This window comes from Sphingomonas sp. (assembly GCF_017745215.1).
Lineage (GTDB): Bacteria > Pseudomonadota > Alphaproteobacteria > Sphingomonadales > Sphingomonadaceae > Sphingomonas.
Map to the genome: position 1 here is coordinate 134,827 of NZ_JAGHZV010000006.1, position 24,485 is coordinate 159,311.

At 67.2% G+C, this 24,485-nt stretch carries 17 protein-coding genes; 7 read left to right on the plus strand and 10 right to left on the minus strand.

Annotated features, from left to right (window positions below; all coding sequences use genetic code 11):
- Nucleotides 1–41 precede the first annotated feature (41 nt).
- The 5 genes from J7495_RS08155 to J7495_RS08175 form a co-directional block, all read right to left on the minus strand.
- Nucleotides 42–1,013: a phosphotransferase gene (locus tag J7495_RS08155; RefSeq protein WP_294056070.1), complete on the minus strand. Its 972-nt coding sequence runs from the start codon at nucleotides 1,011–1,013 to the stop codon at nucleotides 42–44.
- Complete coding sequence (gene tsaE / locus J7495_RS08160) at nucleotides 1,010–1,465, minus strand: tRNA (adenosine(37)-N6)-threonylcarbamoyltransferase complex ATPase subunit type 1 TsaE (protein ID WP_294055980.1); 456 nt, start codon at nucleotides 1,463–1,465, stop codon at nucleotides 1,010–1,012. The genes J7495_RS08155 and tsaE overlap by 4 nt, the downstream gene beginning before the upstream one ends.
- The gene (locus J7495_RS08165) at nucleotides 1,462–3,810 is read right to left on the minus strand and encodes a PAS domain-containing sensor histidine kinase (RefSeq protein WP_294055981.1); all 2,349 of its coding nucleotides are present in this window, start codon (nucleotides 3,808–3,810) and stop codon (nucleotides 1,462–1,464) included. The genes tsaE and J7495_RS08165 overlap by 4 nt, the downstream gene beginning before the upstream one ends.
- 87 nt (nucleotides 3,811–3,897) lie before the next feature.
- On the minus strand, nucleotides 3,898–5,703 hold the full coding sequence (locus tag J7495_RS08170) for a tetratricopeptide repeat-containing sulfotransferase family protein (RefSeq protein WP_294055982.1): 1,806 nt from the start codon (nucleotides 5,701–5,703) through the stop codon (nucleotides 3,898–3,900).
- Nucleotides 5,704–5,872: 169 nt separating this feature from the next.
- Nucleotides 5,873–9,019: a TonB-dependent receptor gene (locus J7495_RS08175; RefSeq protein ID WP_294055983.1), complete on the minus strand. Its 3,147-nt coding sequence runs from the start codon at nucleotides 9,017–9,019 to the stop codon at nucleotides 5,873–5,875.
- A 753-nt stretch (nucleotides 9,020–9,772) separates the two neighbouring features.
- On the opposite strand from J7495_RS08175, the gene J7495_RS08180 reads away from it, so the two are divergent.
- A complete protein-coding gene (locus J7495_RS08180; protein WP_294055984.1) occupies nucleotides 9,773–12,844 on the plus strand; it encodes a TonB-dependent receptor in 3,072 nt (1,023 codons plus the stop codon).
- A 107-nt stretch (nucleotides 12,845–12,951) separates the two neighbouring features.
- Complete coding sequence (locus J7495_RS08185) at nucleotides 12,952–13,737, plus strand: hypothetical protein (RefSeq protein ID WP_294055985.1); 786 nt, start codon at nucleotides 12,952–12,954, stop codon at nucleotides 13,735–13,737.
- On the opposite strand, the gene J7495_RS08190 is transcribed toward J7495_RS08185, so the two are convergent.
- Nucleotides 13,728–14,798 (minus strand): TIGR03032 family protein, encoded by a 1,071-nt coding sequence (locus tag J7495_RS08190; protein WP_294055986.1) that lies wholly within the window; start codon nucleotides 14,796–14,798, stop codon nucleotides 13,728–13,730. The two genes, J7495_RS08185 and J7495_RS08190, sit on opposite strands and share 10 nt — an antisense overlap.
- A 70-nt stretch (nucleotides 14,799–14,868) precedes the next feature.
- Nucleotides 14,869–18,102 carry a TonB-dependent receptor gene (locus J7495_RS08195; protein WP_294055987.1) on the minus strand — a complete coding sequence of 1,078 codons (3,234 nt, stop codon included), beginning with the start codon at nucleotides 18,100–18,102 and terminating at the stop codon, nucleotides 14,869–14,871.
- Between the two features lie 205 nt (nucleotides 18,103–18,307).
- On the opposite strand from J7495_RS08195, the gene J7495_RS08200 reads away from it, so the two are divergent.
- The gene (locus tag J7495_RS08200) at nucleotides 18,308–18,862 is read left to right on the plus strand and encodes a DUF922 domain-containing protein (RefSeq protein WP_294055988.1); all 555 of its coding nucleotides are present in this window, start codon (nucleotides 18,308–18,310) and stop codon (nucleotides 18,860–18,862) included.
- Nucleotides 18,863–18,967: 105 nt separating this feature from the next.
- Here J7495_RS08200 and ahcY read toward each other — a convergent pair whose 3' ends face one another.
- Together ahcY and J7495_RS08210 are read right to left on the minus strand one after the other, a co-directional pair.
- Nucleotides 18,968–20,371, minus strand: coding sequence for an adenosylhomocysteinase (gene ahcY, locus J7495_RS08205; protein WP_294055989.1), 1,404 nt, complete (start codon nucleotides 20,369–20,371; stop codon nucleotides 18,968–18,970).
- A 221-nt stretch (nucleotides 20,372–20,592) separates the two neighbouring features.
- Nucleotides 20,593–20,766 (minus strand): hypothetical protein, encoded by a 174-nt coding sequence (locus J7495_RS08210; RefSeq protein WP_294055990.1) that lies wholly within the window; start codon nucleotides 20,764–20,766, stop codon nucleotides 20,593–20,595.
- A gap of 166 nt (nucleotides 20,767–20,932) precedes the next feature.
- Here J7495_RS08210 and J7495_RS08215 point away from each other — a divergent pair, with 166 nt between their 5' ends.
- From J7495_RS08215 to J7495_RS08230, 4 genes are all read left to right on the plus strand, one after another.
- Nucleotides 20,933–21,607, plus strand: a complete 675-nt coding sequence (locus J7495_RS08215; RefSeq protein WP_294055991.1) for a response regulator transcription factor — start codon at nucleotides 20,933–20,935, stop codon at nucleotides 21,605–21,607.
- A complete protein-coding gene (locus J7495_RS08220) occupies nucleotides 21,604–22,962 on the plus strand; it encodes a HAMP domain-containing sensor histidine kinase (RefSeq protein ID WP_294055992.1) in 1,359 nt (452 codons plus the stop codon). The genes J7495_RS08215 and J7495_RS08220 overlap by 4 nt, the downstream gene beginning before the upstream one ends.
- Before the next feature lie 112 nt (nucleotides 22,963–23,074).
- Complete coding sequence (locus tag J7495_RS08225; RefSeq protein ID WP_294055993.1) at nucleotides 23,075–23,551, plus strand: SRPBCC family protein; 477 nt, start codon at nucleotides 23,075–23,077, stop codon at nucleotides 23,549–23,551.
- Nucleotides 23,552–23,553: 2 nt separating this feature from the next.
- Entirely contained in the window at nucleotides 23,554–23,889 is a 336-nt protein-coding gene (locus J7495_RS08230; protein ID WP_294055994.1) for a metalloregulator ArsR/SmtB family transcription factor, read from the plus strand.
- Between the two features lie 2 nt (nucleotides 23,890–23,891).
- Here the strand turns inward: J7495_RS08230 and J7495_RS08235 are convergent, their stop codons facing one another.
- Nucleotides 23,892–24,452, minus strand: coding sequence for a YqgE/AlgH family protein (locus J7495_RS08235; RefSeq protein ID WP_294055995.1), 561 nt, complete (start codon nucleotides 24,450–24,452; stop codon nucleotides 23,892–23,894).
- Between the last annotated feature and the right edge of the window lie 33 nt (nucleotides 24,453–24,485).

Consider the following 24,485-nt stretch of genomic DNA (forward strand, 5'->3'; position numbering starts at 1 on the left):
GCGCAGCGAGAGCGTGCGCGAAGCGGCGGGATTATGGGCGTTCACTCGGTCACCACCATCGGGTCGCCGCGAAGTTCGGCGGGAACATTGGCGGCGAACCAGTCCGCCACCGGCCTGAGCGCGGGATGCGCGAGGTCGCGCTCGAGATAGGTCCAGACGAGCGGGCAGAGCCCGGCGTAGCGCGGCTTGCCGTCGCGCTTCCACAGCCGCGTGAAGATGCCGATGATCTTGGCGTTCCGCTGGCCGCCGAGCACGTGATAGGCGACGTCGAAGGCGTCACCCGCGCCGGTGATCCGCTTGTAGCGGTCGAGCATGGCGGTCTCGAGCGCGGAGTCGACGTCGCGCCGCGCGTCCTGCAGCAGCGAGACGAGGTCGTAGGCGGGATGCCCCGCCAGCGCGTCCTGGAAGTCGAGCAGGCCCAAGGTCTCGCTGCCTTCGATCAGCATGATGTTCTCGGCATGATAGTCGCGCAGCACCGTGACCGGCGCGTGACTCGCCTGGAGCGGCGCCAGCGCCGCGTCCCAGGCCGCGGCATAGCCCTCGACATCGACGTCGAGGCCCACCGCGGGGCAATACCATTCCGTGAACAGCGCCGCCTCGCGCTGGTAGACCGCCCGGTCATAGGGATCGACCGGCGCCGCCTCGTGCTTGTGGAGCTCGACGAGCAGGTCGATCGCGCTGGTGTAGAGCCGAAGCTCGCTCTCGGGCGCGGCTTCGGCGGTCTCCTTGAGGCGGGCGTCGCCGAAGTCCTCGAGCAGCACGAGCCCCTGGCCCAAATCCTCGCCGTAGATGCGCGGCGCCGCGAAGCCGCGGTCGGTGAGCCAGCGCGCGATGTCGAGGAAGGGGCGCGGGTCCTCGTGCGGCGGCGGCGCGTCCATCAGCACCGCTTGGCGCCCTTCGGCGAAGACGCGGAAATAGCGGCGGAACGAGGCGTCCCCCGCAAGCGGCACGATCTCCGCCCCTCCCCAGCCGTTGGCGGCAAGGAAATCCGGAGCGGACGGCGGCGGGTTCATGTCGAAGACGGCCATCGGTCCTTCCAGCCCGGCGGCACTTCGGCTGTCAAGGCGCGGCCGCCTTCGGCCCCATCTTCGGACGGCCCCAGAGTGAGACGAAGCGCGTCGGGCCAGGCGCCTTCGCCCGCGCGCTCGGGCCATTCGACGACCAGCAGCGAATCGCTCCGCGCCTCGTCGAGCCCGAGCTCGTCGATCTCGGCGGGATCGTCGATCCGGTAGAGATCGACGTGGAGCACCGGAAAGGCGACCTCGGGCGGGTCATAAGGCTGGACGATCGCGAAGCTCGGCGACGGTGCCTCTTCCTCCAGCCCCAGCGCCGCGAGCAGCCCGCGCGCGATGCTGGTCTTGCCTGCGCCGAGCGGCCCCGAGAGCAGGATCGCATCTCCCGGCCGCGCGACTGCCGCGAGCCGCGCGCCGAGCGCCAGCGTCGAGCCGAGGTCGGGCAGGATCATCCGCGTGGCAACTCGACGGTGACCATCGTCCCCTGCCCCGGTTCCGAGACCATGCGGATCGTGCCGCCATGCGCCTCGGCGAACTGCTTGGCGAGCGGCAGGCCCAGCCCCAGCGCGCGCTCGCCGCCGCGGGCGATCTCGTGCTGGGCGAACCGGTCGAACGCCGTCGCGACCTGGTCCGGCTGGAGACCCGGCCCATCGTCCGAGACGATGATCCGTGCGATCTTCTTGTTGCCGTCGAGGTGGAGCAGCACGCGGCCATGCTGCGGCGTGCCCGAGATCGCGTTGCGCAGCAGATGCTCGACGAGTTGGCGGATCCGCGCGGGATCGCCGGTCATCGTCCCTGCGCTTCCCTGCACCTCGACCGCGAGATCGATCGACTTCTCCTTCGCCAGCGGCCGCACCACTTCGGCCGCGGCATGTGCCGACAGCTCGAGATCGACCCGCTCGCGCTCAAGCGGCGCGCCTTCGTTCTGGGTCAGGTCGAGCACGTCGTCGATCAGCGCCCCGAGCCGCTCGACCGCGACGAGGATCGCATGCGTATATTCCTGCCCGCCCTCGCTCAACGGCCCGGCGAAGCCGCCGCCCAGCATCTCGGCGAAGCCCTTGATCGTGGTGAGCGGGGTGCGCAGCTCATAGCTCATGTTCGCCACGAACGAGGTCTTGACCCGATCCGCCGCCTCGAGCGCGTCGTTGCGGTCCCTGAGCGCACGCTCGACACGCTGGCGATCGGTGGTGTCGAGCATCGTCAGCAGCGCATTGCCGTCCGGCAACGGTACCGCGGCGAGGTCGTAATGCCGCCCGTCGGCGAACTGCAAGGTGCTGCCGCGCTGCTGGCGCTCCTGCCCCGCCGAGCGGACCAGCGCCTTGAGCACTTCGGCCTGATCGGGCCGCGACAGCTTGCGCCCGGCCTCGCGCGCCAGCGTCGCGACCTGGGGATGCTCGCCGAGGAATTCGTCCTCGAACCCCCAGGTGCTCTGGAACTTGCGGTTCCACAGCTGGAGCCGCCCCTTGCCGAACACCGCCACCGCTTCGGACAGGCTCTGCAGCGTCGCGGTCTGGACGAGTTGCATCTCGCCATGCTCGCGCTGCAATTCGAGCTGCTGGGTGCGGTCCTCGAAGATCAGCATCAGCCCGCCCTCGGGCAATGGCTGGGCGACGACACGGAGGTGGGTGCCCTTCAACACCCAGGTTTCCTCGACCGGCTCGGGCGAGACGAACCATTCGCGCCGCTCGACCTTCCAGGCCGGGAAGTCGCGCACGTCGGGCAAGCGGTTGGCCTCGCGCATCCGCTCGAGCACGCGGTCGAACTCGGGGCGGTCGGCGAGCCATTCGTTCTTCATCGAGAACATGCGGCGAAACGGCTGGTTGGCGAAGACGAGCCCGCGATCGCTCGCGAATTGCGCCACGCCGGCGGAGAGCCGGTCGAGCATCGCGCGCTGCGCCTCGGCGAAGCGCTTCAGTCCCGCGCGCGCCTGCTCGAGCTCCTCGACGTCGATCGCAAAGCCCGCGACGCCGCCGGTGGGCAGCGGCATGTCGTGGAGCTTGAGCGTGCGCCGCTTGCCGCCGATCGTGGCGGGCATCGCGGCGGTCTGCGGCTCCTGCGTGTCGCGCGCGATCGCGGCATTGGCGAGCGGCCCGCCCAGCCCCGCGCCTTCGACCAGCTCGAGCCCGCGCTCGACGACGTCCTCGGCGTCCTTGCCTTCGACCGCGCGGACATAGGCGGTGTTGACCATCAGCAGCTTGAGGTCGGGCCCACGATACCACATCGGCATCGGCGCGGCCTCGATCAGCGCGGTCAGCGCGTCGAACGCCGCGCGCAGCCGCGAGGATTCGCGCTGGAGCCGGCTGATCTCGTCACGGCTCTCGGTCGCGTCCAGGAACCAGAGCTGCACCGCGCCGGGCAACCGAGTCTCGGGCGGAGCACGGTCGCCCACCACCAGCAGCGCGCGCTCGGAGCCCTTGGCACGGACCGAGATGGCGAAGGGCCGGCCGGCCTTCTGCGCCGCGGTGATCCGCGCGTTGAGCGTCGCGGCGTCGTCCTCCACCAGCCCGCCGGCGCTGCTCTCGTCACCGGTCAGCTCGGAAAGGTCGCGCGGGATCGTCTCGAGCCCCAGCCAATCGGCGATTCGCCGCGTCGCCTGGATCGTGCCGTCGCCGCGCACCAGCATCGCCTGCGCGGGCGCAGCGGCGAGCAGCGCCTCGAGCCGGGCATTGTCGTCGCTCGTCTCGCGCGCCGCGATTCGCGCGCGCAGCCCCGCGAACAGCGCCCAGGTCGCGCCGATCACGAGCAGCGCCGTCACCGCGCCGGCAATCGCCGCCGCCGATGCGGAAATCTCGATCAAGCGGGCGCTCCTTCGGAACGGCGGGTACGCATGACCGTCCCTTAGGCAATCAGGTCGCGCACGGGAAGCCGCGCGGCCGCGCTTTCCTCAATCGTCCCAGCGATCGGGCGCGCGGGGATAGTCGGCCAGTACCGGGCCGAGCGCCCGCTTGAGCGGGTCGAGCCAGGGCTCGTACGCGCGCCAGCGGTCCATGCCGTCGCGGTTGATCGGCTGGCGGACCTGCTCGGAGCTCGGCGTATGGACCGCGCGCTTGTTCTCGTGGAAGCGCAGGCAGGCCTCGTCGAACGGCAGTTCGAGATAGTCGAGCAGGCGGCGGACCTCCTGCTCGGGATCCTCGACCAGATCCTCATAGATCACGCGGTGAACGCGGCCGGGCAGCACCCGGTCGAAATGCGCCATCTGCCGCACATAGTCAGCGTAAAATCTGCCTATATGATTGAGATCATATGAGAAATTTAGGCCCCAATTATAGTGTTGGGCGAAGTTCGCGAAGCCGCAGCCGAGCGGGTGGCGGCGCACGTCGACGATCTTGGCGTTGGGCAGGATCAGGTGGATCAGCCCGGCGAACACCCAGTTGCTCGGCATCTTGTCGGTGAAATAGGGCCGATCGGTGTGGCGATGGCGGCGCGTCGCCTCGATATAATGGTCGCCGCGCTCGCGAAGCTGCGCGGGCGTCAGCGCGCCGATCGCATCGAGATAGCCGCCGGGCGGCGTGCCGGGCGCAAGCTCGGCGGCAATCCGCTCGATGTCGTGCAGTTCCTCGGTGCCCTCGATCAGCGGGTGGCTGCCGAGGATCTGCTCGACCAGGGTCGAGCCGGAACGCGGCATGCTCACCACGAAGATCGGGTCGCGCGCGGGCGATCCGGCGCCCGCGCGGGCGGCAAGGAAGTCGGGCGTGAAGACCTTCTCGACCTTGAGCACGTTCGCATGGACGCGCTCGGGATCGTGCGGCGCCCCCGCGCTGCGGATCGCGCTGCCCAGCTCGATGTGACGAAAGGCCTCGGCATGCTCGCCGTCATCGCCCAGCGCCTTGCCGAGCGCGAAGTGCAGATGGATCCGATCCTCGTCGCTCAGGCCATCGCGCTCGATCACCTCGCGCATCCGCGCGATCTCGTCGGGCTCGAACTTCAGCGTCTTGAGATTCGACATGCCGAACCAGGCCACGCCATTCTGCGGCTCGATCGCCACCGATTTGCGATAGGCGCGGATCGCTTCGTCGCGCTGGCCCACGGTCTTGAGCAGAAAGCCGTAGTGCATCCAGCCGCGGGCTTCGCGCGGATGCGCGTGAAGCATTTGGCGATAGACGACGCCGGCATCGTCGAGCCGTCGCAGCTTGACCAACAGCGCCGCCTTGTGGGTCAGCGCAGTGAGGTGCGACGGATCGCGCGAGAGCGCCGCGTCGAGCATTTCGAGCGCTTCGTCGTGGCGGCCCTGCGTGTTGAACAGCTTGGCGAGCGCCACGCGCGCCTCGGCATAGGCGGGAACGAGCAGCACCGCACGGCGATAGAGATTCTCGGCCTCGCGAAACGCTTCGCAACGTTCGGCGACGGTGCCCAGGATCAGCGCGGCGCCGGCATCCTCGGGATTCTCGCGCAGATAGGGACGGATCAGCTGCTCGGCATCCTCCAGCCGATCCTCCGCCAGCGCGGACTCGGCTCCGGCGACGGCGGGACGGCCCAGCCCGACGGCGACGGCCTGGAGCTCTACGATCTCGGCTTCGGCGATCCTCCCCTGGTGCCGCAACCCGCGCGCCATCAGGCGCCGCGCGGCGATCGATTCCGGATTCTTCCCCACGAACCCGCTCGCGCGCGCGACGGCCTCGCCCGCATCGGTGTCGAGCAGGGCGGCGATGGCGTGCAGCACCGTCTCCGCATCGCCGGCAATCGACACCATTTCATTCTCCGGTCACGAGCTTCCGCTCGCCGCGTTGCGAGCGGGGCCAAGGATACAGGCGAGCCGTCCTGGAAAGGAACCCGCGGCGCCCGAAAAAGAAACGGGCGGAGCTCGCGCTCCGCCCCAAGTCCCCCGGACCGCCGCGAACGGCGGCCCGAAGTCGTTCCGATCAGAACGAACGCGTGACGTTGATGAACAGCGTGCGCCCGAGCAGGTCGTAGTTGCTCGAATTATAGTAGTTGCCCACGCGCGTGAACTGTCCGCCCGAAGTCGGGTAGGAGCTCAGCGTCGGCGGCAGCGCGTTGAACAGGTTGTTGGCGCCCATCGTGATCTGGCCGACATCCGCCCAGCGGAACTGGATCGACACGCCATGCTCCCAATAGGGTTCCGCATGCAGGTCGGTGAGCACGTTGCCGACCAGCGGCGCCGCCACCGTTTCGCCATCGCCCGAATTCTGCGGACCGACGTACTTGATCCCCCAGCGGACGGTCACGTTGTTCGAAGGCAGCGTGTAGCGCAGGTCGACGTCGCCGACCCACTTCGGACCCGAGCCGGCCCCCTGAACGCCCAGCGTGCCGTTATAGTCGTTGACCGGATCGGTCGCGAACAGCTGGAAGGTCTGGTGCAGCATGCGCGTGGCCTGCGCCGCCAGGCGGAACTTGCCGCCGAACAGCGGCGTGCTGTAGCGCAGGTCGAAGTCGATGCCCGAAACGCCCTGCTGGGCGACGTTGAGGTACGGGTTCAGGAACGACGACAGATTGCCCTTCTGCGGATCCGAGGCGGGAAGGCGCGGAGCGATCAGGGCGCAGTACGGATTGTTCGGACCGAAGTCGTCGGCTTCATAGCAGCGGTCGAGGATCAGGTTCCCGAGCACCGAGACCTCGTCCTTCACCTTGATATGATAATAGTCCACCGCGAACGAGAAGTCGGCGATCGTCTTCGGCAGCGTCAGCACGCCGCCGACGCCCCAGGAGGTCGAATGCTCGGCCTTGAGGTTGCCGGCGCCGCCGCGCGTGGTGACCTGCGGGCCCGCCGTCGCGATGAAGCCCTGCGCACCCTCGATCTGAGGCGTCAACGGATTGTCCGTTCCGAGGATCGGAGTCAGCTCCGTGATGCAGTTCTTATAAACAGTCGAGCTATGGTCGAGCGTTCCCACATTGGCGCAAGGATCGACCGCCGAGCCGTAGAAGCCCGTCTGGTCCGCGACATACTGCTCATAGAGGTTCGGCGCGCGGAAAGACGTGCCGTAGTTGCCGCGGAAGCGGATGAACTCGGCCGGCGCCCATTGCGCGTTCAGATGGTAGGTCGTGTCCGAACCATAGGAGCGGTAGTGGGTGTAACGCACCGAGCCGTCCAGCTCGAGGTCGTAGAAGAACGGCTTTTCCTTGACGATCGGGATGTTGAGCTCGCCATAGACTTCGTTGACGATGTCGCTGCCCGTGGTGATCCCGGCCGAGCTGTAGTTGTACAGCGTGCCGTTCTGCGCCGCCTCGGACGGGACGTCGTTGATGAAGTCGTAGCGGTGCTCGAAGCCCACCGCCGCCCGCACCGGACCCGCCGGCAGGTTAAACAGCGTGCCGTCGAGGTTCAGCGAGAAGGTCTGCTGGCGGAAGGTGGTGTGGCCGACATTGTCCACGAACAGATAGTCGAAGACGTTGCTCGGGATGTGCCCGCCCAACATGATCGCCGGATCGTAGAGGTTCAGCGGAACGCAGCTCGCGCCCGAGACCAGCGTACCGCCGCTGTAGTTCGAAGCGCACGTATAGCGCCCGCCCGCACCGGCCTGGCCCGGAAGCGCCACGGTCACGAGGTTGTCGGGCGTGCCCGCCGGCGCCTCGATCGTCTGCAGCGCATTGTTGAGGCGGGAAACGTCGATCAGCTCGAGCTCGTACCGCGACTTGGTGAGCGAATATTGGAAGTTCGCGTCATAATGCCAGTCGCCCAGGCCCAGGCTGCCGCGCAGGCCGCCGTTGGCGCGGACGAAATCGATCCGCTGGCTGCTGCGCGTCGTGCGGTCGGGCACGACGAAGGGCGTAAAGACCTGATAGCCCGCTGCGGCGACCGCGTTCGGGTAGAAGGGGCTGGTCGGGAAGCCGTAAACCGAGAGCGGCGTGCCGTAATAGTCACCGCCGTAGATCTCGTTGTTCGGCGACAGGCCGCCGCCGCTCAGGTTCAGCTGATAGGTACCGTCCTGATGCGATTCACGACGGGTGAACAGGCCTTCGCCGTAGATCTCGGCGTCGCCCAGCATGCCCAGCTCATAGGCGCCGTTGACATAGCCGGTGTAGGTCTTGACCGGCGACAGGAGGTGATCCTGGAGCTGCGTCGGGCTGGCCGAAGTGCGGTCGAGGCCATTCACGGCCTTGATCTGGTTGATATCGCCGTTGTTGTAGGTGATGCGGCTCGCAGGCTGCGGATAGAAGCTCTGCGCGATGCCGTAGCCGCTCGCGATGCCCGAGCCGCCGTTGGTGGTGTACGGGAAGCACATCAGCTGGCCGGTGACCGGGTCGTGCTGGCCGACTTCCGCACCGGTGGTGGGATCGAAGTACAGGTCGCGCGGGCAGGAGAATTCCTTGCGGTCGCCGACGCGCAGGCCGGTCTGCTGGCGATATTCGAACGACGCGGTGATGTGGCCGCGGTCGAACACCTTGCCGCCCGTCGCCGACAGGCGATAGCTGCGGCCGCCGCCGCCATGCTCGATCGGCTGGTCGGTGAAGGCGTCGAAGGTGAGGCCGTTGACCTTGTCGTCGGTGATCACGTTGACCACGCCCGCGATCGCGTCCGAGCCATAGACCGACGAGGCGCCCTCGCGCAGCACTTCGATCCGCTGGACCATCGCCGTCGGCAGCGTGTTGAGGTCGGCCGAGACGAGCTGCGGACCGACGCCGGCCGGGGCGAGACGGCGACCGTTGAGCAGCACCAGGGTGCGCGACGAGCTGAGGCCGCGCAGGCCGACGGTGCTCGCGGCCGCGCCGCCTTCGGACACATAGCCGAGGAACGAGCCGTTGATCTGCGACGTACCCGACGTCACGGCCGGGCTCTGGAGAATTTCCGCGGTGGTGCGCGAGCCGGCAAGCACGCGGTCATCGCGCGTGTAGACGTTCACCGGCGACGGCGTGGTGAAATTGTCGCGGTGGATGCGCGAACCGGTGACGATGATGGGTGCATCGTCGGCTTCGGTCGAGTCCGTGCTCGGGAGTTCGACGGACTGGTTGTTATCGGCCGGCGCGTCCTGCGCGGCGGCGGCGGTGGCGACAAGCATCGAGCCGGCGAGCAGCGTGGATGCGAGAAGCTTCTGTCGGAAAACGTTGGCCAACGGGAACCCCCAATTGTTGTTCAAATGCATGCGCCCTCGAATTTCGGGCGCCTGATTTGGAAGCTCCTTCACGCCGATTTTACTGCGATGTTTCCGGTTTTACTGGCGTGTTTCCAGCGGCCTGGAAGGCCCGAACAAGGCGCCCCGAACGTACGGTTCCTCGCCAGTTGTGGCATAAATGTCGCAATTTTTGCGCCGAACCGTCATCTGGATGCTGCATCGGGCGTGGCTCGTGCGAATCGCTACGCAAGCGTCGCAACTTCGGCGCGGCGGCCATTTGCCGCATTTCGTCGCTGGTCCTCCGGCCGACAGGGCATCTAGCGCCCGCCGCTCGCGCAAGCCCGCGAGAAGCCTCGAAGGCGCGCCCATCGTGCGCCGCTCGCGACGGGCGGCCACCCCCTCCCACCGTCGCGGGCGCCGCTTCCTCCCACATGCCGGATACGGCGCGAGTCTCCACGGCGGGCGGTCACACGCCGGAAACGAGCGGCAAACGTTTCCAGTTTGTGTCCAGAAAATTGCCCGATTGCACGAATGTGCGCGTAATAACGCCAACGTTACAATTTTTATCAATAACTGTTGCTGCAACGCGACATTTTCACGCGATCGTCTCTTGAGCGGGCGCGAAACCTCGTTCAGCATCCCCTCCGCATATGGGCGAAAAAGGGGACGACCATGCGTAAAATGTCACTTCTTGGCGCCACCGCGCTTCGATCGGTGGTGGTGATTGGTTTTGCCGCGTTCGCGCAACCCGCGATGGCACAGGATACGGCCGAACAAAGCGCCAGCCCGGACACGCAGCGTGTCGAACTGCCCGAGACCCAGCCCGAGGAAGCCGAGGGCAAGGCGATCGTCGTTACCGGTTCCCGCATCAAGACGAGCACGTTCAACAGTCCGTCGCCGATCGCGGTGATCGATCCCGAGATCGCCGAGAAGCGCGGCGTGATCGACACTGCCGAGATGATCCAGGCCAGCCCGATCGCTTCCGGCTCGGCACAGGTGACGAGCGCGATCTCGTCGAACTTCGTGACCGACGGCGGTCCCGGCGCCTCCACCATCTCGCTGCGCGGCCTGGGTGCCAACCGCACGCTGGTGCTGCTCAACAGCCGCCGCGCCGGCCCGGCCGGCACGCGCGGCGCAGTGTCAGCATTCGACCTCAACGTGCTGCCACAGTCGATCATCCAGCAGGTGCAGATCGAAAAGGACGGCGCCTCGTCGGTCTATGGTTCGGACGCGGTGGCGGGCGTGGTCAACATCCTGACCAAGACGCATACCGAGGGCCTCGAGCTTTCGGCGACGGCCAACGTGTCGCAGGACGGCGGCGCCGACCAGTTCCGCATGAGCGGGGCCTGGGGCACCGAATGGGGCGGCTCGCTGGGCGGCCACGTCATGATCGCCGCCGACTATTACAAGCAGACCGAGCTTGCGCAGGGGCAGCGCAAATATCTCGATTGCCCCGAAGACTATATCTTCGACAAGAGCGGCAGCCGGATCGACCTGGTCGATCCGCGCACGAACAGCCAGCGCTGCGCGCAGCTCAGCTGGGGCCAGGTCTATCTCTACGACTATTCCTACCTCTACGGGGTCGACTCGAACACGATCGGCACGAACGGCCGCCGCATCGGCCGCATCGGCTATTCCTATCCCGGCGAGAATCTCGGCAACTACGTGCCGGGTATCGTCGCCACCAACCCCTGGCAGCTGAACGCGCCGGGCTTCTACGGCATGGGCTACAGCCCGGCATCGGGCGCGATCGACCATCTCTACAAGAACCCGATGTACGGCGCGGCGACGGTGATCCCGCAGACGAAGCGCCTGACCTTCTACGGCGACGCCTCGGTCCATCTGGGCGAACATGTCGAAGCCTATGTCGAAGGGTTGTGGAACCGCCGCGAGACGTATCAGAACGGTTTCCGCCAGTTCTGGAACTACACCTACACCGGCAACTTCGACGGCGGCGGGTTCGGCGATCCGCGGATCACCAACATCACCGGTGCCTATATCCTCAGCCCGACGCCGATCACCGACCATGCCGATTCGAGCCAGCGCGTCGATTATTGGCGCGCGGTCGGCGGCTTGCGCGGCGACTTCGGATCGTTCCTCAATGGTTGGACCTGGGACGGCTATGTCCAGTACAGCAAGTCGAAGGGCAGCTACACGAACGACCAGATCTACAAGGATTCGGTCGACCAGCAGACGTTCCGCACCGACTTCTGCACCGGTGAATTCAGCGCCGTGCGCCACGCGCCCTGCGTGGACATGAACTGGACCGACCCGGCATTCCTCGCCGGCGAATTCACCCAGGCCCAGCGCGATTATCTGTTCGGCGTCGAGACGGGGCACACCGATTACAGCCAGTTGAACGGCGAATTATCGGTCACGGGCAGCGTGATCACCCTGCCCGCGGGCGATCTCGGCGTGGCCGGCGGCATCACGGTGCGCCGCGACTCGATCTACGACCGCCCCGGCGACATCACCTATGCGCTGATCTACGGCGAGGATCCGAACGACCCCGATTCCTACATCAACAACAGCTGGGGCAATACCTCGTCGGGCATCACGGCAGGCAACGCGGTCACGAAGGAGGTGTTCGCCGAGCTGGACGTGCCGCTGATCTACAACACGCCGTTCGTCCAGCAGTTCACGGTCTCGGGCTCGGCGCGACTGACCAACTACACCGCTACCCGCAAGTCGGACGGCGCGAAGGCCAGCGACAACGGCAACTGGACCTACAAGGTCGGTGCGAACTGGCAGGTCAACGACTGGCTCCGCTTCCGCGGGACCTATGGCACTTCCTACCGCGCTCCGGCGCTGTTCGAGCAGTTCCTCGCCAACCAGTCGAGCTTCATCGGCCAGCGCTCGATCGATCCGTGCATCAACTATGGCACGGCGCTCGCGGCGGGCACGATCTCGCAGCTGGTGGCGGACAATTGCGCGTCGGACGGCATCGGACCGACCTATCCGGGCGGCGCGGCGACCGCCACCGTCCTGTCGGGCGGCGGCCTGGGCGTGGTGAAGGCCGAGACTTCCACCGCGAAGAGCGTGAGCCTCATCCTGACGCCGCGCTTCGACTTCCTGCCGGGGACGCGGATCAATCTCGCGGTCGATTATTTCGACATCCGGGTGAAGGGCGAAATCAGCCAGCTCGGTGCCGCGAACATCGTGTTCGGCTGCTATAATTCGAACTTCTTCGCCACGGACCCGCTATGCAGCCTGTTCACGCGCCAGACGACGGCGCCGGTGAATGCCATCTCGGTGGTGCACGACAGCTTCATCAACGTGAACGAGCAGGAGAACGAAGGCGTCGACGTCACCGCGAACGTCGCGCAGGACCTGGGTAGCTGGGGCCGGGCCGAGTTCACGGCCGAGATGACCTGGCAGATGAAGGACACCAAGGCGCTCTACGCGGGCACGTTGGAGGACTTCAACGGACGCGCGGGCGAGCCGATCTGGACGGGCGGGTTCAACCTGCTGTGGACCAAGGGAACCTGGTCCTTCTACTATGGCCTGAACGTCATCGGCGGCACGTCCGACGTCGACGCCTTCATCCAGGACAACGGCGCGACCTGCCTCACCAGCGCGCTGTTCCCGAGCGGCTATTGCGAGAAGCTGCGGGTCAGCCCGGTCTATTACCACAGCCTCTCGATCACCAAGGAGCTGGCGAACCTGAACATCACGCTGGGCGTGACCAACCTGTTCAACACCAAGCCGCCGCGGGTCTCCGTCTACGGCAATGGCGAGATCAGCACCTTCGGCCAGAGCGTGTTCTCCTCGCAATACGACCTGATCGGCCGGCGCGGCTTCGTGACCGTCAAGGCCAAGTTCTGACGACGAGGTCCGGGGCTTCCGCGAGGAAGCCCCGCCTTGCAGCAAAAGGGGTTTGACGCCAAACCGGCAGCGCGCCCGTGCTGCCGGTTCTTTTTTCAAGGAAGCCCATGCCCGTCATTCGGATGATCCCGGACACGCTGAACGAAGAGAATCTCCGGTTCGAACAGGCGCCGCTGCGCGAGCCCGTCTTCCTCAACAGCGTGCCCAAGTGCGGCAGCCACCTGCTCCGCAACATCCTGCGGATGTTCGTGCCGGTCGAGCAGCAATATCACGCGCAGTTCATCCAATGGGCGCATCTCGGCAGGCATCTCGCGGCGTTCGACAAGGGGTCGCCCAAGATGAGCTGGGGCCACCTGTTCTTCGCCGATGATTCGGCGATGGAGATGGCCGGCGTGCGCAAGATCCTGCTCGTGCGCGACCCCTATTCCTGGGTGCTCGCGCGCGGCCGCTTCTTCCTGTCCGACGAGTTCCAGGGCAATGTCGAGCGGCTGAAGGAAGGCTCGCTCAGCGTCGAGGAACTGCTCAACCTGATGATCTTCGGTATCTACCAGAAGGCCCCGCCGATGGTGGACATCTTCACCAACAATGCCGTGGCGTGGCTCGGCACCGGCGTCCATCTCGTCCGCTACGAGGAGCTCGTCGGCCATCTGAAGGCGCTCGACGGCCGCCCCGCCGAATATTTCTTCGCCACCTTGCTCGACGCCTGCGGCATCGCCATGCCCGCAGATTGGCGCGAGCGGGTGGCGATCGGATCGGATCGGAAGCAGAGCGGGACGGCGCGAGAGAACCTCACCGGCCTGTCGCTCCAGTTCCCGGATGCGCTTCCCGACACGCAGAAGCGGCTGGTCGACTATGCGGCGCCGGGCCTGCGCGCAATCCTGGGCTACGCCTGAGACGGATCGATCGGGGCGAAGTCGGGCGCGAAGCGGACCATCCGGAGCATCTCGTCGGTCGACGGACCGACCGACATCGGATTGCGCACGCCGGGCAGCAGCGCGACGTCGTAGAGCTCGGTGAAGCCCTGCTCGATACGGACATGCTCGATGATGCGGCGCTCGGGGAGGCTCACCACCACCAGCCCGCACCACGCCGACTCGCCGCGCGCTTCGAGCTCTGCCTGGAGCGGCAGGCTACCGAAATCGCCATGCCGCGCCTGCGAAAGCGCGATCACCGCATGGTCGCCGTGAAGCGCCAGGCCGCGTGAGAAACCGGGGCAGAACACCACATCCTCGCGCGCGCCGCTCGCCGGATCGACGCGGACCAGCCAGCCGCGGCCGGAATCGAGCAGCCAGACCGCGCCCTGGTGGATGCGCGGGCTGTGCGGCATCCAGAGCCCCTCGGCGATCACTGCGTCGGTGGTCACGTCGATCAGCTGGCCCTGGTCCTTGGGCGCTTCGCGCCACGCCTCGGCGGTGTCGAGCGGCGCGACGAGCGTGGCGTAGCGCGGGGCGCCGTCCGCCATCGCCAGCCCGTTCAGGTGGCAGCGATCCTCGGGCATCAGCGCCGAGATGCAGCGGGGCTTCCAGACGGGTCTGAAGGCGAAACGCTCGTCGAGCGTCGCGAGGCACGAGAAGCGCGTGTTGACGAACACCACGCGCCCCGTCCGGTCGACCGCGAGGTCGTGCGCGTCGAGATAGCCGGTCTGCATCGCGGCGCGCGGCACGAACATCGCGTCGTAGAGGCCATGGGCGTATTCGCCCGGCATCAGGCCGTTCTCGAGCCGCCAGACCTGCGAGACCGCGGCGAGGTGGAGGACGCCGCGATCGTAGTGCAGCCCCATCGCCCGCGTGTAGTTCTGCTTGTTGAACGAGAGCCGCCCATCGGGCCCCACCCCCATCAGCAGCAGCCGCCCGGTCTGGTACGAGGTGAAAGCTACCGACAGTCGCTCCGCCACCAGCCAGCGCGAGATCCCCGGCGAAACCGAGAGCCGCGGGTTGATCGCCGTGTCGTTCATTGCCCGCTCCGGCGACAAAGCCGGCGGGGCGCCGCGGAGAGCGCCCCGCCGGACCGGCAAGGGGTGCCGGTCAGAAGTGCACCGCGGTCAGCACGCGGAAATAGCGTCCCAGCACCGCGGGGAAGTAGGTCACCGTGCCGCCATTGCCGTTGCCCGGGCTCGGGAAGCCCTTGTCGAACACATTGTCGACCGCGAAGCGCAGCGTGAAGCGCTTGTCGACTTCCCAGGAGAGGCCGAGGTTGAAGAAGACGTTCTGCTTGATCAGCGGATCGGGATAGGCGTTCGACGCGGCATTGGCGTCGACATAGACCGAGCTGGTGTAGACCGCGGTCATCTGCGCGAGGAAGCCGCTGTTGGCGTAGGAGACGGTCGTGTTCGCCGACCACACCGGATAGCCGATGTCCTTCTTGAGCTGGGTCGCGGCGCCCGCTCCCGAGGCCTGTTCGAGCTTCTTGAGATATTGCGCCGAGACCTTCAGCCCGACCTGGCTGTCGGCGCCGAGGAAGGGCGTGCGCGCGAGATATTCGAGGTCGCCGAGCACGCCCTGGTAGTCGAGCCGGTCGGCGTTGAAGAAGGAGGTCTTCACGAAGGTGAGCTGGTTGAAGCTCGTCCCCGGCGTGGTGCTGCGCGTGAAGCTCGAACAGAATTCGTTGTTGGGATAGTTGGGCGAGTCATAGCAGCTCGCGAGCACGGCGTTGGAGCCGAAGAAGCTGATCGCGTTCTGCAGGTGGATGTCGATATAGTCCGCCGACAGCGTCAGGCCGGGCACGAAGCGCGGCTTGAGCACCGCCCCGACCGACCAGGCACGCGCCTTCTCGTTCTCGAGATGGTCGTTGCCGATCGTGACGCCCGGGAAGCTCGCCTGGTTCGAGCGCGACTGGAAGGTGCCCGGGATGCCGGCGGCGGCGCAATTCTTCTGCCGCGTCGTCGGATCGGGGCCGTTGGTGAGCTCGTCGGCATCGCAGGGGTCGACCGCGAAGAAGAAGGCGGCGCTGCGCGGCACTGCGATCTCGGTCACCGCCGGGCTGCGGATCGAGCGAGTGAAGTTGCCGCGGAAGGTGATGTCGCTCACCGGCGCCCAGCGGCCGCCGATCGTCCAGGTCGGGTCGCCGCCCGCGACCGAATGGTCGACCCAGCGGAACGCGCCCTGCAGCTCGAGCAGGTGGACGAACGGCACGCCGTTCGACGGCGAGACCACCGGCGCGCGCACCTCGGCGAAGAATTCGTCGGTGTTGAAGCTGCCGACCACCGGCTCCACCGCGGCGTCGCGGGTGTAGCTGTCATGGTCGTTGGCGGGGTTGCCGTCGCCGTCGCTGTCCACGGTCGGGTCGATGTCGCCCGGCCCGCGGAGCAGCGCGCCGGGGTCGAAGTCGAACTTCTCCCAGCGATGCTCATAGCCCGCGGCGATGCCCAGCTCGCCGCCCGGCAGGTCGAACAAGGATCCGGTGACCGCCGCGGTGAACACCATCTGCTGGTTGAGCGAGCGCGGGTCCGAATAGGCAGTGACATAGTCGCGCGCCGCCTGGCTGACGTTCTGGCCGAAGGGATTGAGCGGCGCGCAGCTCGTGTTGACCGTCGGGAACGGCGAGCTGGTGTAGCCCGGGCGGCAGACGATGTTGCCGTTGCCGTCGCGCACTGCGTCGATCGCATTGTTGAAGTTCTGCTCGATGATCTCGGGGTTGTGCCCCTTGGTGAGCGATCGGCCGTAGTTGCCGGTCACCGACCAGTTCCACTTGCGCGCGCCGACCTCGAAATCGCCGTCGAGCCCGCCGACGAAGCGGTAGACGTCGACCCCGCCGCTCGCCTCGCGCGTCGAGATGTCGGTGTTGGCGCGCGCGAGGTAGAAGGTGCCCCCGGTCGCCTGCGCCTGGATGATCGATCGCGCCTGGACGCTCAGGAACGGGTTGTCGACGCTGAGGATCATGTTGCCGCCGGGCTGGCCGGCGTCGCCGAACGCCTTGGAATTATAGACCGGCTGGTCGACGAGGTTCTCGCCCTCCGAATGCGTCAGCCACGCCTCGCCGCTGAAGTGGATGCCGTCGGTCAGGTCGTAGTTGAGCAGCGCGACACCGCTGTAGCGCTCGACCGGGGTGACGAGGTTGGTGAGCTCGGCGAAGTCGAGCCCGCTGCCGCCCGAAGTGAAGAAGGCGAGCTCGAGCGGGTTGCCCGGGCGCTTGCCGAAGTCGATGGGCACGAGATTGCCCGACTTGTCGAACTGCAGCGCCTTGCCCTGCGCGTCGGTGAAGTTGCCGCATTGACCGAAGCCACCGCAATAGAGCGCGTTCTGGCTGGGATATTGGGTGCTGAGGAACTGGGCATAGGCCGCGTCGCCGGGATTCGCGAGATCGAGTCCGAAGAGATCGGCATAATAGGCCGGCGTCGCCACCGGCGAGGGATCGAGCGGGAAGAAGTCCGAGGTGAGCGGGATGCCGTATTTCGAGACGATCCCGACGCGCTCATGGTCATAGCGCTGGTTGAGGAACGGCGAGTTGAGGTCGTTCGGGCTGCCGTAGAACAGGCCGCGCGCGGTGGCCGCCCGGTCGGTGTAGATCAGGCCGGCGGACTTGTTGTACTCCGCCGCGATCGTGACGTTGCCGCGCCCGCCCGCGAAGTCGGTGCCGGCAAGCAGCCGGAAGCGATAGTCGGGATAGTCGCCCTGGTCCGAAATCCCGTATTGCGCGTCGATCGTCAGGCCCTTGAAGTTGCGCTTCAGGATGACGTTGATCGTGCCCGCGACCGCGTCCGAGCCGTAGATCGGCGCGCCTCCCACGGCGATGGTCTCGACGCGGTCGATCAGCTCGGTGGGGATGAGGTTGAGGTCGACCTGGCTGCCTGCGCCGGTGGGGCCGAACAGCGACGAGGTGTTCGAGCTGACGAAGCGGTTGCTGTTCACCAGCGTCAGCGTGCGCTGGTCGCCGAGGCCGAGGAAGTTGACGAAGCTCTGCCCCGGCCCGAACGGCGATTGCCCACCGCCGACCGGCGAGGAACCGGGGACGCCGAACGCCGGCAGCTCGTTGAGCGCCTGGCCGAGCGTGGTGAAGCCGCGCCGTTCGATATCGTCCGAGGAGAGCACCACCGACGGCTCGACCGTGTCGAAGTTCGCGCGGCGGATGCGCGAACCGGTGACGACGATCGCGCCCTCGTCCTCGGGTGTCGTCTCGGTGGCGACGCTGGCGTCGCCCTGGGCGGCGGGTTCGACGGGCGTGTCCTGCGCCTGCGCGGGCATTGCGCTGGCGAGCGCGAGTGCGGCGAGCGAGGCACCGGCGAAACTCCGGGCGACCCAGGGCCGTATAATATTGCGCATCATCATATCCCCTAAGTTGGTCGAAGCACCCTTCCCTGCCCGGAAGGACGTGTTCCGTGCTGCCATTCAGCGTTTCCAACTCACTCGTGTCAACATACGATTCGCAATATCATTTCGCACTGCGTCCTTTGTGCAACGGCGGGACCGCGGTTGCGCTGTGCCGCGGGGCGTGCGAGCCAACCTCGGAGCTTCGGGGGACTCGCCCATGTGTCCAGTTCGTCTGTCGGCCGGTCTCGCGCTGCTGTTGCTGCTCGCTGCGGCGCAATCCTCGCCCGATCCCTTCGGCGGGATCCCCAACCTCGACATCGGTGCCTACGAGGTCGCCGGCACCAGCCCCGCGGCGATCCGCAAGGACATGGACGCCAAGCGCCCGGCCGATCCGAACGACGGCACGCCGGTCGATTCGGTGGCGCATTGGAACTATCGCTGGCGGCTCCAGTGGCGGCCCGATGGCGGATGCGCGGCCGAAGTGACCTTTAGCGGCACGGTGCGGCTGCCGCACTTGGTCGACGATCCGAAGCGCGCGGGGAGCGTCACGGCACGCTGGAACCGCTACATGGCGGCGCTGCGTACGCATGAGTCGGGCCATGTCCGCTTCGCCTGGGACCAGGCCGGCCGGCTGCGCGCGACGCTCGAGGCGGGGAGCTGCGATGTTGCGAATGCGGCGGGCCAGCGCGTGCTGGAGGATATCCGCCGGCATGATGTCGAATACGACCGCGAGACCGGGCATGGGCGGAAACAGGGGGCGGTGTTTCCCTAGGTGCTCCCATTTCCGCGCAATTCGGTCGTCGTCGGTTGGGGAGCAAACGAAAAGGCCGCGCTCCCTCGCAGGAACGCGGCCTTTCGAACTTCGGCGAGGCCGAACTCAGTAGCGGTAGTGATCCGGCTTGAACGGCCCTTCCACGGGCACGCCGATATAGTCCGCCTGCTTCTGGGTGAGCTTCGACAGCTTCACGCCCAGCTTCTCGAGATGGAGCGCCGCGACCTTCTCGTCGAGATGCTTGGGCAGGACATAGACTTCGTTCTTGTACTCGTCGGCCTTGGTCCACAGCTCGATCTGCGCGAGCACCTGGTTGGTGAACGACGAGGACATCACGAACGAGGGGTGGCCGGTCGCATTGCCCAGGTTCACCAGCCGGCCCTTCGAGAGGACGATGATCTTCTTGCCGTCGGGGAACTCGACCTCGTCGACCTGCGGCTTGATCTCGGTCCACTTGTAGTTCTGCAGCGCGGCGATCTGGATCTCGCTGTCGAAATGGCCGATGTTGCACACGATCGCCATGTTCTTCATCTCACGCATGTGCTCGACGGTGATTACGTCGGCATTGCCCGTGGCGGTCACGAAGATGTCGGCGCGCTTGGCGGCCTCTTCCATCGTCACGACCTCATAGCCTTCCATCGCCGCCTGCAGCGCGCAGATCGGGTCGATCTCGGTCACGATCACGCGCGCGCCGCCGTTGCGCAGCGACGCGGCCGAGCCCTTGCCGACGTCGCCGAAGCCGGCGACCGCGGCGACCTTGCCCGCCAGCATCACGTCGGTGCCGCGGCGGATCGCGTCGACCAGCGATTCCTTGCAGCCGTAGAGATTGTCGAACTTCGACTTGGTCACGCTGTCGTTGACGTTGATCGCCGGGAAGGGAAGCTTGCCCTTCTTGGCGAGCTCGTAGAGGCGGTGGACGCCGGTGGTGGTCTCTTCCGAGACGCCCTTGATCGCGGCGACGGTCGCGGTGAGATAGCCCGGCTTCTCGGCGAGGAACTTCTTCAGCGTCGCGACGAAGATCTCCTCTTCCTCGTTGGTGGGCGTGAACAGCGCCTCGCCTGCTTCGACGCGCGCGCCCCACAACGCGAACATCGTGGCGTCGCCGCCGTCGTCGAGGATCATGTTGCAGGGCGTGTCGCCCCAGTCGAAGATGCGCTCGACATAGGCCCAATACTCCTCCAGCGTCTCGCCCTTGACGGCGAACACCGGGATGCCGCGCGCGGCGATCGCGGCGGCGGCGTGGTCCTGGGTCGAGAAGATGTTGCACGAGGCCCAGCGGATCTCGGCGCCGAGCTCGGCGAGCGTCTCGATCAGCACCGCGGTCTGGATCGTCATGTGGAGCGAGCCGGTGATGCGCGCGCCCTTCAGGGGCTTCGACGCGCCGAACTCGTCGCGCAGCGCCATCAGGCCGGGCATCTCGGTCTCGGCGATCTCGATCTCCTTGCGGCCGAAGTCCGCGAGCGAAAGGTCCTTGACCACATAATCGGCAGTGTCGAGCACGGTAGCCACGAGAGAGTCTCCAGGTGTGAGCGGGTCCGCCGCGGGCGCAACTCGCCCCCGGCCATGCCGCGGCCCCTAGCTCCTCGGGCGCGACGGGTCAAATGGAATATAAAGATATCTTTATATGACTTCGGAAAGGTAAAGTTCCGGCGCAGGGAACGACCGAAGCCGCCGTGCGCTCCCGCCCGGCGGCTGGCATGACCAGCAATGGATCGATCGTTGAAGGCGCCTCAGCGCCCCGGCAGCTGCCGCGCCTTCACGGCGACCAGCGGAACCACGCCCGCGCGAAGCTGCGCTGCTTCCTGCCGGCGGCGCGCACGGCGCATCGCCCAGAGGAGCACGCCGACACAAAGGCCATAGCCCGAGTCACCCTCGTGGCGGCCTGTCTGCACGCTTCCTACCATCGAAACTCTCCCCAATCGCACCATTCACTCCATGGACGCGATCGATTGCACTCACATTGCACTTATGAGGAACCAGGGTTGCAATGACATTGCAGGAACATTTGGATCGCTCCATCTTCGCTCCGGTCGATTACTTAGCGGGTCCGAGCGAGGCAGAAGCGGGGGCATGCAGATATTGTTGATCGAGGATGACGACCGCGTCGCCGGCTTCGTCGAAAAGGGGCTGGCCGAGGCGGGCCACAGCGTCGTGCGCGCGCGCGACGGTCGCGAGGGGTTGATCGACGCCGCCTCGGGCCAGTTCGATCTCATCATCCTCGACCGGATGCTGCCGCACGTCGAGGGGATGACGATCCTCCGGACGATCCGCGCGACCGGCGACCTCACGCCCGTGCTCGTGCTGAGCGCGCTCGGCGACACCGACGAGCGCGTGAAGGGGCTGCGCGCCGGCGCCGACGACTATCTCGCCAAGCCCTTCGCGATGACCGAGCTGGTCGCGCGCGCCGAAGCGCTGAGCCGCCGCGGCGGCTCGCCGCCGCCGCCCTCGACGATGGCGATCGGGGGGCTCGAGATCGACATCGCCGCGCGGATCGTGCGCCGCGGGGGCAAGCGGATCGAGCTCACCGCGCGCGAGTTCCGCATCCTCGAATACCTGGCGCGCAATGCCGGCCGCGTCGTCACCCGGTCGATGCTGCTCGAGCATGTCTGGGACTATCACTTCGATCCCCAGACCAACATCATCGACCAGCACGTCAGCCGCCTCCGCCAGAAGATCGAGCGCGGCTTCGACGAGAGCCTGATCGAGACGGTGCGCGGCGCCGGCTATCGGCTGAAACGCGCATGATGCGGCTCACCGGCAGCTTCTCCTTCCGCGTCGTGCTGATCCAGCTCGGCGTGTTCGTGACCGCGGTGACAGTGCTGCTCGGCCTGTTCTACTGGCTGGCGCACATCCGCCCGACCGCCGAGGTCCAGCAGTCGATCATGGCCGAGCATGCGCAACTGACCCGGCTCTACAACGAGCACGGCATCGATGCGCTGCGCCAGGCGCTCGAGCATCGCGCCGCCGCCAAGTCGCGCCGCCAGGCCTATCACATGCTCGCCGACGCGCAGGGCCATGTGGTCACCGCCAACCTGCCGAGCTGGCCGCGCGTGGCACGCGACCAATGGCTTCGGCTGGATGCGGACGTCTATCGCGACGGCGTCGAGGACGATCACGAGGCACTGTCGCTGGACCAGCCGTTGCCCGGCGGCGCGCGCTTGCTGGTCGGGCGCGATGTCGAGGATCTCGACCGGATCGAACGCGCGGTGCGGCGGGCGCTGGTCTATGGCCTGCCCGCGCTGCTGCTGCTGGTGATCGGCGCCGGCGCGCTCAGCAGCCGCGCGATCGGCAAGCGCATCGAAGTGATGAGCGAGACCGCGCGGCGCGTGATGGAGGGCGACCTTTCCGAGCGCGTGCCGCTGCGGGCGCGCGACGACGACTTCAACCAGCTCGCGCGCACGCTCAACGCCATGCTCGATCGGATCGAGGCATCGCTCGAATCGGTGCGCCGCGTGTCGGACAGCGTCGCGCACGAGCTGCGCACCCCGCTCGCGCGGCTCCAGGCCGAGCTGGCCGAGCTCCACGACGCGCCGCCCGAGCGCATCCCCAAGCTCGCCGAGGATGCCGCCGAGGAAGCTGCCCGCGTCGCGCGCATGGCCGATGCGGTGCTGCGCATCTCGCGGATCGAGGCGGGCCGCCACCGCGGCGACATGCGCCGCGTCGACCTGAGCGAGCTGCTGATCGACGCCGCCGATTATCACGCCCCGCTCGCCGAGAGCCGCAACCAGCGGCTCGAGACGGACATCGCCGCCGGGCTCAGCGTGCGCGGCGACACCGACCTGATCTTCCAGGCAGTGAGCAATCTGCTCGACAATGCGATCAAGTTCACCCCCGCAGGCGGCCGGGTGACGCTCGCCGCCGAGCCGCGCGGCGGCGCGGTAGTGGTGAGCGTGACCGACACGGGCCCGGGCATCCCCTCCGAGTTGCGCGCGAAGACCGGCGAACGCTTCTTCCGCGCGCCCGAGGCCGAAGCCGTTCCGGGCTTCGGCCTCGGGCTGGCGCTGGTGAACGCGGTGGCGACGATGCACGAGTCCGCGCTGACGCTGGCCGATGCGTCGCCGGGGCTGCGGGTGGAGTGGAAGCTGGCGCGGGCGGGCTGAAGGCGCTCCTGAAATCGTCATCCCGGCGAAAGCCGGGATGACGGTGGTATTTGTTGACTTGCCCGGCCCCCTCCAATATTGAAGTAATAACTTCACTATTGGAGCCTGCGCCATGTCCGAAACCCCTGCGGTCCACAGCACCTTCGTCGTCGAGCGCCGCTACCCCAAGCCCCCTGCCACGGTCTTCGCCGCCTTCGCCGACGAAGCCACCAAGCGCCGCTGGTTCGCCGACGGCGGCGGGCACGAGGTCACGCGGTTCGAGACCGACTTCCGTCCCGGCGGCTATGAGCGGCTCGACTATCGCCTGGGCGAGAGCACGCCCTTTCCCGGCGCCGAGATCGCCAATGAGGAGCGGTTCTGCGACATCGTCCACGACCGTCGCATCGTCACGAGCTCGGTGATGGCGTTCGGCGGACGGACGATTTCGGTGCTGCTCGTCACCACCGAGCTGATGCCCGAAGGCGACGGCACGCACCTCGTCTGCACCGTCCAGGGCGTGTTCTTCGAAGGTTCGGACGGCCCCCAGATCCGCGAGCACGGCTGGAACGTCCTCCTCGACCTGCTGGGCAAGGTGCTGGCCGACGCCTGAGGATGCCCCGCCCCCCGGCCCCCGAAACCCTCGCCCCCATCGATCGCGTGCTCCGCGCGCTGGCCGATCCGTCGCGCCGGCGGATCGTCGAGCGGCTGGGCCAGGGGCCGGCCTCGGTGTCGAGCCTCGCGGAGCTGCTCGGGGTCAGCCTCACTGCGGTATCGCAGCATCTCCAGATTCTCGCCGAGGCCGGGCTCGCCGCCACCGAAAAGACCGGCCGAGTCCGCACCGCTCGGCGCGATCCCGCCGGCTTCGCGCTGCTCGAGCAATGGCTGGGCGACAGCCGGACGATCTGGGAGCGCCGCCTCGACGCGCTTGGCGAGCTGATGAAGGACTGACCTCAGGCCGTGCCGGTGCTGTTCGCGAGCAGCCGCGCGTCGATCCCTGCGGCGGAGAAGGCCATCGACCAGCGCAGGTCGGCCGAAATGTCGTAGAGCAGCCCGGTGCTGCCCTCGGTGTTGAACCAGCCGTGACGGCTCATCTCGGCATCGAGCTGGCCCTCGCCCCAGCCTGCATAGCCGAGCGCGACGAGCCATTTGGACGGGCCGCTCCCTTCGGCGATCGCCTTGAGGATGTCGATCGTGCCCGAAAGCGCCCAGCGCCCGGCGACATCGATCGTGTCCTGCCCGCCCCAGTCGGGCGCGTGCAGCACGAAACCGCGCTGCGGCTCGACCGGTCCGCCGAAATGCACGGGCGCGTCGGGCGCCTCGCCGGGATCGATGTCGAACTGGCGGAGCAGGTCGTGCAGGCCCAGCCCGTCGATCGTCGCGCCCACGCCGATGCCCAGCGCGCCTTCCTCGTCGTGCGCGCACATCGCGATCACGGCATGGTCGAACCGTGAGTCGCCGATGCCGGGCATCGCCAGCAGGAACTGCCCGGTCAGGTAACGCGCCGAATCCATGCGTCGATCAACATACTGGCGCGTTGGAAGCTC